At 67.8% G+C, this 13,863-nt stretch carries 14 protein-coding genes and 3 tRNA genes; 13 read left to right on the top strand and 4 right to left on the bottom strand.

The window, feature by feature from the left end:
• Window positions 1-21: 21 nt before the first annotated feature.
• On the bottom strand, window positions 22-1,245 hold the full coding sequence (locus tag A0O31_RS00765) for a vWA domain-containing protein (protein ID WP_071676262.1): 1,224 nt from the start codon (window positions 1,243-1,245) through the stop codon (window positions 22-24).
• A 39-nt stretch (window positions 1,246-1,284) separates the two neighbouring features.
• Complete coding sequence (locus A0O31_RS00760; protein ID WP_071676261.1) at window positions 1,285-2,679, bottom strand: sigma 54-interacting transcriptional regulator; 1,395 nt, start codon at window positions 2,677-2,679, stop codon at window positions 1,285-1,287.
• A gap of 66 nt (window positions 2,680-2,745) precedes the next feature.
• On the opposite strand from A0O31_RS00760, the gene A0O31_RS00755 reads away from it, so the two are divergent.
• The 6 genes from A0O31_RS00755 to A0O31_RS00730 all read left to right on the top strand — a co-directional run bounded on the left by A0O31_RS00755 (window position 2,746) and on the right by A0O31_RS00730 (window position 7,234).
• Window positions 2,746-3,126, top strand: coding sequence for a HEPN domain-containing protein (locus A0O31_RS00755; RefSeq protein ID WP_084720290.1), 381 nt, complete (start codon window positions 2,746-2,748; stop codon window positions 3,124-3,126).
• Window positions 3,123-3,512 (top strand): nucleotidyltransferase domain-containing protein, encoded by a 390-nt coding sequence (locus A0O31_RS00750; protein ID WP_071676259.1) that lies wholly within the window; start codon window positions 3,123-3,125, stop codon window positions 3,510-3,512. The genes A0O31_RS00755 and A0O31_RS00750 overlap by 4 nt, the downstream gene beginning before the upstream one ends.
• 10 nt (window positions 3,513-3,522) lie before the next feature.
• Complete coding sequence (gene hslV, locus A0O31_RS00745; RefSeq protein WP_152024375.1) at window positions 3,523-4,089, top strand: ATP-dependent protease subunit HslV; 567 nt, start codon at window positions 3,523-3,525, stop codon at window positions 4,087-4,089.
• Complete coding sequence (gene hslU, locus A0O31_RS00740; RefSeq protein ID WP_071676257.1) at window positions 4,086-5,336, top strand: HslU--HslV peptidase ATPase subunit; 1,251 nt, start codon at window positions 4,086-4,088, stop codon at window positions 5,334-5,336. Before hslV ends, hslU begins: the two co-directional genes overlap by 4 nt.
• 21 nt (window positions 5,337-5,357) lie before the next feature.
• On the top strand, window positions 5,358-6,425 hold the full coding sequence (locus A0O31_RS00735; RefSeq protein ID WP_071676256.1) for a tetratricopeptide repeat protein: 1,068 nt from the start codon (window positions 5,358-5,360) through the stop codon (window positions 6,423-6,425).
• Between the two features lie 77 nt (window positions 6,426-6,502).
• Window positions 6,503-7,234: a formate dehydrogenase accessory sulfurtransferase FdhD gene (locus tag A0O31_RS00730; protein WP_071676255.1), complete on the top strand. Its 732-nt coding sequence runs from the start codon at window positions 6,503-6,505 to the stop codon at window positions 7,232-7,234.
• On the opposite strand, the gene tatA is transcribed toward A0O31_RS00730, so the two are convergent.
• Window positions 7,231-7,395: a twin-arginine translocase TatA/TatE family subunit gene (tatA, locus tag A0O31_RS00725; protein ID WP_018112255.1), complete on the bottom strand. Its 165-nt coding sequence runs from the start codon at window positions 7,393-7,395 to the stop codon at window positions 7,231-7,233. The two genes, A0O31_RS00730 and tatA, sit on opposite strands and share 4 nt — an antisense overlap.
• Window positions 7,396-7,464: 69 nt before the next feature.
• On the opposite strand from tatA, the gene A0O31_RS00720 reads away from it, so the two are divergent.
• From A0O31_RS00720 to A0O31_RS00690, 7 genes are all read left to right on the top strand, one after another.
• Window positions 7,465-7,541 (top strand) — tRNA-Pro (locus tag A0O31_RS00720).
• 1 nt (window position 7,542) lies between these two features.
• Window positions 7,543-7,618 (top strand) — tRNA-Gly (locus tag A0O31_RS00715).
• Between the two features lie 37 nt (window positions 7,619-7,655).
• Window positions 7,656-7,731, top strand: a tRNA-Arg gene (locus tag A0O31_RS00710).
• A 239-nt stretch (window positions 7,732-7,970) separates the two neighbouring features.
• On the top strand, window positions 7,971-9,440 hold the full coding sequence (locus A0O31_RS00705; RefSeq protein WP_071677871.1) for an ABC transporter ATP-binding protein: 1,470 nt from the start codon (window positions 7,971-7,973) through the stop codon (window positions 9,438-9,440).
• Window positions 9,437-10,486 carry an ABC transporter permease gene (locus tag A0O31_RS00700; RefSeq protein WP_071676254.1) on the top strand — a complete coding sequence of 350 codons (1,050 nt, stop codon included), beginning with the start codon at window positions 9,437-9,439 and terminating at the stop codon, window positions 10,484-10,486. The genes A0O31_RS00705 and A0O31_RS00700 overlap by 4 nt, the downstream gene beginning before the upstream one ends.
• Window positions 10,486-11,319 carry an ABC transporter permease subunit gene (locus A0O31_RS00695; protein WP_071676253.1) on the top strand — a complete coding sequence of 278 codons (834 nt, stop codon included), beginning with the start codon at window positions 10,486-10,488 and terminating at the stop codon, window positions 11,317-11,319. Before A0O31_RS00700 ends, A0O31_RS00695 begins: the two co-directional genes overlap by 1 nt.
• 3 nt (window positions 11,320-11,322) lie before the next feature.
• A complete protein-coding gene (locus A0O31_RS00690) occupies window positions 11,323-12,462 on the top strand; it encodes a BMP family ABC transporter substrate-binding protein (RefSeq protein WP_071676252.1) in 1,140 nt (379 codons plus the stop codon).
• Window positions 12,463-12,503: 41 nt separating this feature from the next.
• Here A0O31_RS00690 and A0O31_RS00685 read toward each other — a convergent pair whose 3' ends face one another.
• A complete protein-coding gene (locus A0O31_RS00685; protein ID WP_071676251.1) occupies window positions 12,504-13,802 on the bottom strand; it encodes an acetyl ornithine aminotransferase family protein in 1,299 nt (432 codons plus the stop codon).
• Between the last annotated feature and the right edge of the window lie 61 nt (window positions 13,803-13,863).

Below are 13,863 nucleotides of genomic sequence, written 5' to 3'. Positions count from 1 at the left end.
CTTGCCGATTCCCCATGACGGTCAGTTGGCCCGCACCTTCTTGTTGAGGAAGTCCAGGAGGAGGTACTTGCCGATGTTCCTGGGGCTTGTCAGGTAGGCCTTCCCCCGGGTGATTTGGGAGAGCTTCTTCACGAAGGCCAAAAGCTCGGGCTCCCGGGCCAGCATGAAGGTGTGGATGGGGATGCCCTCCCGCCGGGCCAGGGTGGCCTCTTTGAGGGTTTCCGCCAGGATCAGGGGGTCCAGGCCCCAGGCGTTCTTGTAGATTTCCCCGCTCGGGAGGGTGAGGGCCGAGGGCTTGCCATCCGTGATGAGGATGATCTGCTTCATCTCCCCGCCCATCTTCCGCAGGAGGGTGCGGGCAAGCTCCAACCCCGCCTTGGTGTTGGTGTGGTAGGGGCCCACCTGGGCCAGGGGGAGCTTGGCCAAGGGGATTTCCTCGGCGGTGTCGTGGAAGAGGACGAAGCGCACCCGGTCCCCGGGGTACTGGGTGCGGATGAGGTGGGCCAGGGCCAGGGCCACCTTTTTGGCCGGGGTGAAGCGGTCTTCCCCGTAGAGGATCATGGAGTGGGAGCAGTCCAGGAGGACCACGGTGCTCATGCTGGCGGTGTACTCCGCCAGGTCTATCACCAGGTCCTCGTGGCTAAGGCCCGTTAGCCCCTTGGCCGCCACCTTCTTCAGGGTTTCCGGGACGTTGAGCTCCAGGGGGTCGCCCCAGGCCCAGGGCTTGGTCTCCCCGGTCTTTTCCACCCCGGGGGCGTGGTGGGGGGTGGGGTGGAGGCCCGGGGGGTTGCGGCCCAGGGCCCCGAGGAGCTCCCGGAGGCTTTTGAGCCCCAGGAAATCCGAGGCCTTCTCCGTGAGCTCCAGGCGGGTTTCCCCCGCTTCCCCCCGATACCCCCCTGGACTGGGGCTGGTGGGGTCCTCGCCGGGGAGGCGGAGGTAGCCCGCCTCTTGGAGGCGCTGGATCATGCGCTGGATGGCCTGGTAAAGCCGGGTTTCCTCCTTGCGGTTGGCGAAACGGGCCTCCCGTAGCCAGTCCTCGGGGACGAGCTCGTTTTTGAGGAGGGCCTCGAGGAGGGCGTCGTAAAGGTCCTCCAGGGTGGGGGTCCGGTTCGGGTCGGGGTCGTAGCGCTGGAAGGGGTCGGAGAAGCCCGAGTCCAGGAGGAAGTCTTCCAGAAGGCTCAGGATCTCCTCGGGGGAGAGCTCGTCTAGGCTTCCCTCGTAGCGGCTATACCGGATGGCCTTCATCGGGCCTCCTCCAGGTGCGCCCCCTTCTTCCGGGCGGGCTCAGTTGCCATAGCCCCGCGCCCTTTCCGCCGCCTGGTAGCTCGCCTCGCCCCGGGCGAGCTTCCTGCGGCCCACGAGGCCTTCCAGCACGAACTCCCCAGCGGAGAGGAGAAGCTCGGGGGCATCCCCTCCCGCCAGGGTCCGCGCCGCCTCCAGAAGCCCCGGCACCCCGGCCAGGGCGCTTAGGGCCCCTTCCAGGTCCCCCTCGGGCAGGGTGAGGAGGTTGCCCTCCTCAAAATAGGCCACGATGGCCTCGGTCTTCAGGCGGTAGCGGGGGAGGACGAGGCCGAAGGCCCTTTGGACGATCTCCTTGGCCACCCGTTCCGCCCCCTGAAGCTCCCCCTCGTACTCCAATTCCAGCTTTCCCGTGATGGCGGAAAGCCCTTGGTAGAGGTCCAGGGGCCGGGCCACGGGCCGGATGCCCTGGAGGAGGGCCCGGCGTTCGGCGCTCGCCGCCACTACCTCCAGGAGGCTGATGGGAAGCCTTTGGGAAACCCCCGCCGTCTGGTCCACCCGGCGGTCCTCCCGGGCGGCGAAGGCCACCGCCTCCACGGAAAGCCGCACCCACTCCGGGACCTCCACCCCTTCAGGGACGTAGGCCTCCTGGGCGCTGATCCTGGCCCCTTCCTCCAGGCTTTTGGGATAGTGGGTGCGGATCTCGCTCCCGATGCGGTCCTTGAGGGGCGTGACGATGCGGCCCCGGGCGGTGTAGTCCTGGGGGTTGGCGGTGAAGACGAGCCAGACGTCCAAGGGGAGGCGGATGGGGTAGCCCCGGATCTGCACGTCGCCCTCCTCGAGGATGTTGAAAAGCGCCACCTGCACCTTGGGCGCCAGGTCGGCCAGCTCGTTCACGGCGAAGATGCCCCGGTTGGCCCGGGGGAGGAGGCCATAGTGGATGCTCTCCAGGTCGGCCATCCCCGTGCCCCGCCGGGCCGCCTTAATGGGGTCCATGTCCCCTAGGAGGTCGGCCACGGTGGTGTCGGGGGTGGCGAGCTTTTCCACGTACCTTTCCTCCCGGCTCACCCAAAGGATGGGGGCGTCCTCCCCCGCCTCCTCCAAAAGCCGTTTCCCCTCGGGGGAGATGGGGTGGAGGGGGTTGTCCCTTAGCTCGGTGGGCAAGGCGGGGATCTCCTCGTCTAAAAGCGAAACCAGGCTCCGCAGGATGCGGCTTTTCGCCTGGCCCCGGGTGCCCAGGAGGATGAAGTTCTGCTTGGCCAGGATAGCCTGGACCAGGGCGGGGATGACCGTGTCCTCGTAGCCGTGGATGCCGGGGAAGAGCCTTTCCCCCCGCCTTAGCTTTTCCCGGAGGTTCTCCCGCGCCTCGTCCTTCACGGTGCGCCTGAGCTTTTCCAGGGGGTAGGTGCGCTTGAGCTCGCCTAGGGTCTTGGCCTTCACCCTTTCCAGTTTAGGCGGAAAGGGGGGCGGAATATGTGCCCTTCCTTGCCATGCCATAATGGGGGCGTGAACCGGGCTAGGGATTGGCTGGAGCAGGCCCGCTACAACCTGCGCCACGCCCGGGGGAGCCTGGACCTGGGGGATTATGCCTGGGCCTCTTGCCCGCAACAGGCAGCGGAAGCGGCCCTCAAAGGGCTCCATCTCTCCCGGGGCCAGGTGGCCTGGGGACATTCCATTCTAGACCTCTTGGCGGACCTCCCCTCCGGCATCAGCGTGCCCGAGGGTTTGGTGGAGGCTGCCAAGATCCTGGACAAGTACTACATCCCCACGCGCTATCCCGACGCCCACCCGGCGGGGCCGGCGGCCAGGCACTACACCCGGTCGGAGGCGGTGGAGGCGGTTCGGCTTGCGGAGGATTTTTTGGCCTTTGTAGAGGCGCACCTGTGACGCGGATCTTTTCCTTTGACCAAGAGGCCCGCGTGCAAGTCCTGAAGGGGGCCGCCCAAGCCCTGGGGGAGCGGCCCGAGGTCCTGGCGGTGGTCCTTTTCGGTTCCCTGGCCCGCGGCGAGGCCACCGCCATGAGCGACGCCGACCTTTTCCTCCTCCTGTCCCAAAGCCCTTTTCCTTTCCCGGAGCGCCTGGTGCGCTACCGCCCCGAAGGGGTGAGGGGGGTGGAGGTCTTCCCCTACACCTGGGAGGAGGCCCTGCGGGGCGCCATAGAGGGGCACGGGCCGGTGTTGGCCGCCCTTCGGGAGGGAAGGCCCCTTTGGGAGCGGGAGGGAGCTTGGAGGCGTTTTGGGGAGATGGCCAAGGTCCTTTCCCCCTTCGCCTAACGCCCTTCTCATGCCAGAGGGGTATCTTGGCGGCGTGGAGATTCACGGCACCACCATCCTGGCCGTCCGGAAGGACGGGGTCACCGCCCTGGCCGGGGACGGCCAGGTGACCTTCGGCCAAACCGTTTTGAAGCGCGGCGCGGTGAAGGTGCGGAGGCTCGAGGTGGGGGAGGGCGTCTTGGTGGGCTTCGCCGGGGGCGTGGCCGACGCCTTGGCCCTTCTGGAGCGCTTTGAGGAGAAGCTTAGGGAGGCCAAGGGGTCCCTCCTGAAGGGGGCGGTGGAAACCGCCAAGCTATGGCGCACGGACCGGGTCCTCCGCCACCTCCAGGCCATGATCGTGGCCGCCGACCGGGAGAGCATGGTCCTCCTTTCGGGAAGCGGCGAGGTCATCACCCCGGAAGAGCCCCTTTTGGCGGTGGGCTCAGGGGGGCCCTACGCCCTGGCCGCTGCCAAGGCCCTTTACCGCCACTCGGGCCTTGCCGCCCGGGAGATCGCCGAGGAGGCGCTCAGGATCGCCGCCGAGGTGGACCTTTACACCTCGGGCCAGGTGACGGTGCTAACCTTGGGGGAAGCATGAACCTCACGCCGGCGGAAATCGTCCGGGAGCTTTCCAAGCACATCGTGGGCCAGGAGGCGGCCAAGCGGGCGGTGGCCGTGGCCCTGAGGAACCGCTACCGCAGGAAGAAACTCCCCCCGGAGATCGCCCGGGAGGTGACGCCCAAAAACATCCTCATGATCGGGCCCACGGGGGTGGGGAAGACGGAGATCGCCCGCCGCCTTGCCCGCCTGGCCGGGGCCCCCTTCGTCAAGGTGGAGGCCACCAAGTTCACGGAGGTGGGCTATGTGGGCCGGGACGTGGACTCCATCGTACGGGACCTGGCGGAGGCCAGCTACCAACTGGTCCTGGAGGAGATGAAGAAGAAGGTGGAGGAAAGGGCCCTGGCCTTCGCCGAGGAGGAGCTCGCCACCCTCCTCCGCGCCTCCGTGGCCGAGGTGCGCTCGGGCCGCCTGGACCACCACCTGGTGGAGGTGCAGGTGGAGGAGGAGGTGGGCCTGCCCTTTATGGGGGTCCTGGGGGGCGAGGGGTTTGGCGGCATGGGGGAGATGCTCAAAGGGCTTCTCCCGAAGCGGCCTGTGCGCAAGCGCATGGCGGTGCGGGAGGCCCGGGAGGTGCTCAAGAACCAGCACGCCGAGCGCCTCATTGACAAGGAAGAGCTCAAGGAGGAGGCCAGGCGCCGCGCCCAGGAGGAGGGAATCGTCTTCATTGACGAGATAGACAAGGTGGCGAGGCGGGAAGGGACCGTGGGGCCCGACGTGTCCGGGGAAGGGGTGCAGCGGGACCTCCTGCCCATCGTGGAGGGTACGGTGGTCTCCACCCGCATCGGCCCCATCTCCACGGAGCACGTGCTCTTCATTGCCGCCGGGGCTTTCCACGTGGCCAAGCCCTCGGACCTGATCCCGGAGCTCCAGGGGCGGTTTCCCATCCGCGTGGAGCTTTCCCCCTTGGGCCCGGAGGAGTTTTTCCGCATCCTGAAGGAGCCGGAAAACTCCCTCATCCGCCAGTACACCGAGCTCCTTCGGGCGGACGGCACGGAGCTTGTCTTCCACGAGGACGCCCTTTGGGCCATTGCGGAGGCGGCCCACCGGGCCAACCAGGAACTGGAGGACATCGGGGCCCGGAGGCTTGCCACCGTGTTGGAGAGGGTGCTGGAGGAGGTGAGCTTCCAGACGGACCTGGGCCGGGTGGAGATCACCCGGGCCTATGTGGAAAAACGGTTGGGGGAGGTCTTCGCTTCCCCTGACTTGACGCGTTTTGTGCTTTAGAATCGCCCCGAGGAGGATGGCATGCGCTGGTTTCTCTTGACCTTAGGCTTGTTGGCGGTTCCGGCCTTGGCCCAGACCCCCCCGCCCCCGGCGGGGCAGACGGCCACGCAGGATGCCCTGAAGCTGGGGGTGCAGCTTTACGCCCTGGGGCGGTACGAGGCGGCCCTCGAGGCCTTGGAGCGGGCGGCCAAGGAAAAGCCCCAGGACCCCGATGTCCTCTACTGGCTGGCCCGGGCCCAGCTCAAGGTGGGCCTCCTGAACCCGGCCCTGGAGAACGCCAAGGGCCTGGTGGCGAGAAACCCCCGGTACATCGGGGGGTACATGGTGCTCGCCGAGGCCTACATCGCCCTTTACCGGGCGAGCGAGGACCGGGAGAAGGCAAGGGCCTACCTGGACCAGGCCTTAAGCGTCCTGCGGGACGGGGAGCGGGTGAACCCCCGTTACGCTCCCCTCTTTGCCCAACGGGGCCTCGTCTATGCCCTGTTGGGCCAGATGGATAGGGCCGAGGAGGCCTTTAGGAGAGCCCTTTCCCTGGAAGATACCCCCGAGGTGCGGGTGGCCATGGCGGAGCTGTACCTGGCGGCGGGGCGGTTGGACGAGGCCTTGGGGCAGTACGCCCGCGCCCTCCAGCTCGCCCCCAAGGACAGCGGCGTGCGCCTACGCTACGCCTCCGCCCTCCTCCTCAAGGGCCGGGCGGAGGAAGCGGCCAGAGTCTTGGAGGAGGGGCACAAGCTAAAGCCCCTGGACGCCGAGGGTTGGTACACCCTGGGCCAAGCCTACGTGCTCTTGGGCAGGATGAGGGAGGCGGGGGTGGCCTTGGAAAACGCCATCGCCCTGGCCCCCTTGCGCTTCCCCGCCGCCTATTACTACCTGGGCCAGGTCTACCTGGCCCTAGGGGATGCGCAGAAGGCCAAAAGCCGCCTCACGGTGGCGGTGCGCCTCGAGCCCAAGCGGCCCGAGTACCGCTACCAGCTCTGCCTGGCCAACGAGAGGCTCGGGGACAAGGAAGGGGCGCGTTACCAGTGCCAGGAGGCCGTTAAGCTCAAACCAGGCTACAAGGAGGCGGAGGAGGTCCTGCGCCGGCTTTAGCGAGGCCCTAGGCCCTGGGGGCTTTGTGCTCCCAGGGCTTTTCCATTGGCCAAGGGAGGGCTATGGTGAGGGGGTCTATGTGGCGGTACGAAAGGGGGTGCTTCACCGAGGAAGCTTTCCCCCTGCCCGAAGAGGCCCGCCTCCTCCTCGTGGTGAACGGCGAGCCCTGGACCTCTCTGAGCTACACACCGGGGGACGAAGCCTACCTGGCCTTGGGCCACCTCTACCTAAGCGGAGTTCTCCCGGGCTTGGAAGGGGTCAAGGTCCGTGTGGCCGAAGGGATGGTTTTGGTGGACCTTCCCCAGGCCCCCAAGCGGGGCCTGGGGGTGCGGGATAGCGGGTGCGCCGCCGGGCTTCGCTACGGGGAGCCCAGGCTAGCCCCCTTGCCCAGGGTGCCCTTGGACCCCAAGCTTCCCATCACCCTCCTTGCCGAGCTTCGGGCCCGAACCCAAGGGTATGCTCGTACCCGGGGCATCCACGGAGCCGCCCTCTTTGACCGGGAAGGGCGGCTCCTGTACCTTAACGAGGACATCGGCCGCCACAACGCCGTGGACCGCCTGGCGGGGTTCATGCTGGCGGAGGGTGTTGCCCCGCCCGTGCTCGTGGCCTCCACGGGGCGGGTGAGCCTGGAGATGGCGGCCAAGGTGGTGGGCATGGGAGCGGTGCTCCTGGCCAGCCGTACCGGGGCCACGGCTCCTGCCGTGGCCTTGGCGAACGAGTACGGTTTAGCCCTGGCAACCTACGTGCGTCCCACGGGCTACCGGCTCTACGCCCCCGGGGGGATGCTCCTGGAGGAGAAGGCCCCCTAGGCCTTGGGCTCTTCCTTCTTTTCCTCGCCCTCCTGCAGGCCTTTCTTGAACTCCCGGGCCGACTGGCCGATGCCCCGGGCGAGCTCGGGAAGCTTCTTGGCGCCAAAGAGGAGGAGGATGACCAGGAGGATGAGGAGAATTTCCACCGGACCTAAGCGCATGGGGCCATCTTAGCACACCTTGACCCTCCTTAGGGCAGATGCTATCGTGGCCTCTGGGGTGGCGCGCCCCGGGGCGTAGCGCAGGCCGGTAGCGCACCTGCTTTGGGAGCAGGGGGTCGCCCGTTCAAATCGGGCCGCCCCGACCATGCGGGAGTAGCTCAGTTGGTAGAGCATCGGCCTTCCAAGCCGAGGGTCGCGGGTTCGAGTCCCGTCTCCCGCTCCAGACGGCCGGGGTGAAGGTAACCCCGGCTTTCTCCTATGGGCCCGTAGCTCAGGGGACAGAGCAGCCGCCTTCTAAGCGGTAGGTCGGGGGTTCGAATCCCTCCGGGCCCGCCAGCTCCAGAACGCAAAGCTTCCGCCCTCGGAATTGGGGGCGGAAGCTTTTTATCCTCCTGCCTCCCGGGTCGGGGCTGGGAAGGGCCCGCTTGGGGGCGGGTTACGGCCCCTTACGTAGGGGGTGCGGCCTTCCCTTCCTTGGGCCTTGGGGATGGCGTCCTCCCCGGAGGGCGATTCCTTCGCTGCCCCCTGGGATGCCCTTTCCGTGGTATTCTTGCCCCGGGGCCTGGACCCCTCCCATGCTGCGACTGGAGAACATCACGAAGCGCTTTGGACCCGTGGTGGCCAACCGGGGCATCACCCTCGAGGTGGGCCGGGGCGAGATCCTCGCCCTCCTTGGGGAGAACGGGGCGGGGAAGACCACCTTGGTGAGCCTCCTCTATGGGCTCTACGCCCCCGACGAGGGCCGGATCCTCCTGGACGGGAAAGAGGTGCGCATCCCCTCGCCCAAGGCCGCCCAGCGGCTTGGCATCGCCCTCGTGCCCCAGCACCCCGAACTCATTGAGGCCCACACCGTGGCGGAGAACCTGGCCCTTGGGCTGGACCTCCCTCCCTTTTTCACCCGGCGGGCCTTGGTGGCGCAGCTCAAAGCCCTGCTTCAGGACCACCCTTTGGCGGTGGACCTCGAGGCCAAGGTGGAGCGGCTTTCCGCCGGGGAAAAGCAACGGGTGGAGCTCCTCAGGGCCCTCCTCAACCGCCCCCGGGTCCTCATCCTGGACGAGCCCACCAGCGTCCTCACCCCCAAGGAGGCGGACGAGCTTTTTCAGGAGATCGCCCGTTTAAAGGCGTCGGGCCTCGCCGTCATCTTCATTAGCCACAAGCTGGACGAGGTCCTGGCCATCGCCGACCGCATCGCCGTGCTCCGGGCGGGGGAGAAGGTGGGGGAACTCCTCCGGCAAGAGGCGGACAAGGAGCGCCTGGTGCGCCTCATGGTGGGCCGAAGTCCTAGCCCCCCGCCCAAGGCCCCGCCACCCCGGGAGGAGGTGGTCTTGGAGGTGGAAGACCTTTTGGTCCCCCGGCACGGCTTCCCCGTCCAAGGGGTTTCCTTCGCCCTCCGGGCGGGGGAGGTCTTGGGGGTTGCCGGGGTGGCGGGAAGCGGCCAGAAAGAGCTCGTGGAGGCCCTGGCGGGGCTAAGGCCTTACCGGGGGAAGGTTCGCTTTTTGGGCAGGCCCCTGCCCAAGGACCCCGCCCAGGTTTTCCCCCTGGGCGTGGCCCACATCCCCGAGGAGCGGGCCATGGGGGTGGTGGGGGGGATGAGCGTGGCGGAGAACCTGGCCCTTAGGACCTATCCCGCCTATGCCCGGTTTGGGCTACTGGACTATCGGACCCTGGAGGAGGAGGCCAAGGCCCTCATGGCCACCTACGCCATCAAGGCCCCTTCCCCTAGGACCCCGGTGCGGTTCCTCTCCGGGGGCAACGTGCAAAAGGTGATCCTCGCCCGGGAACTCAAGGGGGGCCCCCGCCTCATCCTGGCCATGCACCCCACCTACGGGGTGGACGTGGGGGCGGCGGAGGAGGTGCACGGGAGGCTTTTGGACCTGGCCCGGCAAGGGGCCGCCATCCTCCTGGTGAGTGAGGACCTGGACGAGATCCTGGCCCTATCCCACCGGGTGGCCGCCTTGTACCACGGAAGGCTGGTGGGGCCCGTTCCCCGGGAGGAGGCGGACCGGGTACGGCTGGGCCGGATGATGGCGGAGGGGCGGGCATGAGGCTGGAGCTGGATCCCGCCCCCACCCTCAGGAAGGTGGCCTTGGCCTACGGGGCCTTCCTCCTCTTGGCGCTGGCCCTTTTGGGCCTCCTCTTCCTGGCCTATGGGGTTTCCCCCCTTAGGGCCTATGGCCTCCTCCTCTCCCCCCTCTTGGACCCCGTGGGCCTGGCCGAGGTGGCCCGCAGGACCATCCCTCTCCTCCTTATCGGGGCCGGGCTCAGCCTCGCCTTCCGGGTGGGCTTCTTCAACATCGGGGCCGAGGGGCAGCTCCTCATGGGGGCGGTGGGGGCGGCATACGTGGCCCTTTTCCTCCCCCCTGGGCCCCATACCCTCCTCCTCATGTTCTTCCTCGGGGGGGCGCTTGGGGCCTTGTGGGCGGGGTTGGCCGCCTGGCTTCGGGTGCGCTTTGGGGCGAACGAGATCCTCACCACCCTGATGCAGAACTACCTGGCCTACTACCTGGTGGTCTTCTTGGTGGCGGGGCCCTGGAAGGGCCAGTTCGTCTTCGGCTTCCTCTACACGGACCGCTTCCCCGAGGCCGCCCGGCTTCCCCGGCTTGGGGATACCCTCGTCCACTGGCCCACCCTGCTCCTGGGGGTGGGGGTAGCGCTTGGCCTCCACCTCCTCCTCTTCCGCACCCCCTTAGGCTTCTCCTGGCGCATCCTGGGGGAGAACCGGGAGGCGGCGCGGTACCTGGGGCTTAAGGAGGGGCGGCTTCTCCTCCTGGTGGCCTTGGCCTCGGGGCTCCTTTCGGGGTTTGCCGGGGTGGGGGAGGTGGCGGGAATCCACGGGAGGCTTTTGGAGCCCGCCCAAATCTCCTTGGGTTACGGCTTCACCGCCATCCTGGTGGCCTGGCTGGCCCGGGGTAGGCCGGGGCTTACCCTCCTCACCGCCCCCCTCCTCGGGCTCGTCCTGGCGGGGGGGGATGCCTTGAAGCTCGCCTTCTCCATGCCCTTTCGGGTGGTGGACGTGGTGGCGGGGCTTTTGCTCCTGGCCTGGATTGGGGCGGAGGCGGCAAGCCGCCACCGGATCCTTTGGAGGCGCTGATGGAAGAGGCCTTGGTGCGCGCGGTGCTTTTCGGTACGCCCATCCTCCTCGCCGCCTTGGGGGCCCTTATGGCCGAGCGGAGCGGGGTGGTGAACCTAGGGGTGGAGGGCATGATGGCCCTTTCGGCCCTCGCCGCCTTCGCCGCCGCCTTGGGGGCGGGGCCTTGGGTGGGGGTGGTGGCCGGGCTGGGGGCGGGGGTACTCCTTGCCCTTTTCCTGGGGCTTTTCGCCATCACCCTAAGGGCCAACCCCTTCGTGGCCGGCCTGGCGGTGGCCGCCTTGGGGCTTGGGGCTTCGGGGATTTTGGGCAAGCGCTACGAGGGGGTGCCCTTGGAAAACCCCTTGCCCGAGGTGCCTTTGGCCCTCCTTGCCCTCCTCTTGGCCTTTTTTCTGCACCTCCTCCTCTACCGGAGCCGGTTTGGCCTTTACCTGCGGAGCGTGGGGGAGAACCCCAAGGCGGCGGACCTCTTCGGGGTGGGGGTGGAGGGGGTACGCTACCTGGCCTTGGGGCTTGGGGGTGGGCTGATCGGCCTGGGCGGGGCGTACCTCTCCTTGGCCTACCGCCCTTCGTGGACGGACGGGATGACCTCGGGGCTTGGCTGGGTGGCCATCGCCTTGGTCATCCTGGCCGCCTGGGAGCCCCTGCGGGCGGTCTTTGGGGCTTACCTCTTCGGCCTCCTCTTCTTCCTGCAGTTTAGGCTCCAGGGCAGTGTACCTATACCGTCCGAGGCCTTCGCCGCCATGCCCTACCTTCTGGTTATCCTGGTCCTGGCCCTCTCGGGCCGGTCCCGGGCCCCCAAGGCCCTAGGCCAGCCCTTTGAGCGGGGGAGGTGAAGGATGCGGAGACTGGTTTGGCTTTTGGCCCTCCTTTTGGGGATGGGCCTGGCGCAAGGGGAGAAGCTCAAGGCCTGTTTCATCTACGTGGGCCCCGTGGGGGACGCCGGCTGGACCTACGCCCACGATATCGGGCGGAAGAAGGCGGAGGCGGCGCTCCCCTGGCTGGAGACCCGCTATGTGGAAAGCGTTCCGGAGGCTCAGGCGTTGCCCGTCATTGACCGCTTCGTGAAAGAGGGGTGCCAGGTCATCTTCGCCACCAGCTTCGGCTATATGGAGGCGGTCCTCGAGGGCGCCCGGAAGTACCCGAACGTCCTCTTCGCCCACGCCACCGGGGTTAAGCGGGCCCCCAACGTGGCCACCTACATGGCGGACTTCTACCAGGTCTACTACCTCAATGGCCTCGCCGCCGGGGCCCTCACCAAGACGGGCAAGGTGGGGTACGTGGCCGCCTTCCCTATCCCTGAGGTGAAGCGGCACATCAACGCCTTCGCCCTGGGGGTGCGGGCGGTGAACCCCAAGGCCCAGGTCCTGGTGCGTTGGATCAACGCCTGGTACGACCCGGCCAAGGCCCGGGAAGCCACGGAGGCGCTCCTTTCCCAAGGGGCGGACGTATTCGCCTTCACCGAGGACACCCCCACGGTGATCCAAACCGCCGCCAAGAAAGGGGCCTACTCCTTCGGCCACTACACCCCCATGCTCAAGTTCGCCCCCGACCACGTGGTTTCCGGGCAGATCGTCCACTGGGACGTGATCTACATTGACTTCCTCAAGAAGGTGAAGGAGGGTACCTACACCGCCAAGAACCTGCAGAACGTGGACTACTTCTGGCTCCTGCAGCACAAGGCCGTGGAGATGGGGGCGGATTACGGGGTCCCCATCAACCCCAAGCACGTGCCCCTGTTGCAGAAGGCCAAGATGCAGGTGGCGGGGAAGGAGGTCGCGGTCTACGACCGCATCATGGCCCTCCTCAAGGACATGTCTAGCCCCAAGCCCACCTTTGACCCCTTCACCGGGCCCATCCGGGACCGGAAAGGGGTGGTGCGCATCCCCGCCGGGCGCAAGGCCACCTTGGAGGAGCTCCTCACCATGGAGTGGGCCGCCCCGGGGGTGGTGGGGGACTGGCCGGGGGAGCCCAAGTAGGGAAAGACTTTTGGGGGCCGGGCATGGGCCCGGCCCCTTTTCTACAAGCTCTGGAAGACGGCTTCCAGGATCTCCAGGCCCATGGCCGCTTCCTCTTGGCTCAGGATGAGGGGCGGGGCGATGCGGAGGGCGGAGGGGCCTGCCGGGAGGAGGAGAAGGCCCTTGTGGAAAGCCCGTTCCACGGCCTTGTCCCGGAGGTCCGGCCGCTCCTCCTCGGGCGTGCCGAAGTCCAGGCCGATCATGAGCCCCCGGCCCCGCACGTCCCCCAGGAAGGGGAAGCGCTTTTGCATGCCCTTAAGCTCCTCCAGGAGGTAGGCCCCCACCCGGGCGGCGTTTTCCATGAGGCCCCCTTCCAAAAGGTCCAGGGTGGCGTGGGCGGCGGCCGCCGCCACCGCCTGGCCGCCGAAGGTGGTGCCGTGGGCCCCGGGGCGCCAGCTCCCGAGCTCCTCCCGGAAGAGGAGGGCGCTTAAGGGGTAGCCCGAGGCCAGGCCCTTGGCCAGGACGTAGACGTCCGCCTCTATCCCCTCGTGTTCCAGGGCGAAGAAGAGGCCCGTCCGCCCGGCCCCGGACTGCACCTCGTCCGCCACCAGGAGGATGCCGTGCCGCTCCAGGAGGGCTTTGAGCCTGGGGAGGAAGCCTTTGGGCGGCACCACGTACCCCCCCTCCCCCTGGATGGGCTCCAGGAAGAAGGCGGCCACCTCCTCCGGGGGCAAAACGGTGCGGAAGAGGTGCTCCAGGTAGTCCAAGACCGCCTCCCCCACCGCCTCGGGCCTCGCCCCTAGGGGTGGGCGGAAGGGGTTGGGGAAGGGGAGGTGCACCACCCCGGGCAGAAGGGGAGAGAACCCCTTGCGGTAGGCGCTCTTGCTGGCGGTGAGGGAAAGCGCCCCTAGGCTTCGCCCGTGGAAGGCCCCGGTGAAGGCGAGGAGGTAGGGCCTGCCCGTGTGGTGGCGCACCAGCTTGATGGCGGCCTCAATCCCCTCGGTGCCGGAGTTGCCAAAGTAGACCCGGTACCTTCCGCCAAGCCTCGCCACCAGGCGCTCGGCCAGGGAGAGGGTGGGCTCGTGGGTGAAGTCGGAGAAGCAGACGTGGGCGAAGCGCTCCGCCTGGGCCCGCACCGCCTCGAGGACCTTGGGGTGGGCGTAGCCGGTGGTGTTCACGGCGATGCCCGCCATGAAGTCCAGGAAGACGTTTCCGTCCACGTCCTCCAGGAAGACCCCTCGCCCCCGGGCGGGGACGAAGGGGTAGGGGCGGATGTAGGAGGGGGAGAGCACCCGCTCGGCCCGCTCGGAGAGCGCCCGGGCCATGGGTCCAGGGAGGGGTGTCTTTACCTCGGGTTTCATACGGCGCCAGTCTACCAATCCAGAAAAGGACTTCCCACCCGCTCTTTATGCGGGCGGGTGC

This window comes from Thermus brockianus, from assembly GCF_001880325.1.
In the GTDB taxonomy this organism is placed as follows: domain Bacteria; phylum Deinococcota; class Deinococci; order Deinococcales; family Thermaceae; genus Thermus; species Thermus brockianus.
The sequence above is the reverse complement of the archived record's forward strand: the minus strand, read 5'-3'. Positions and strand labels throughout refer to the sequence as shown.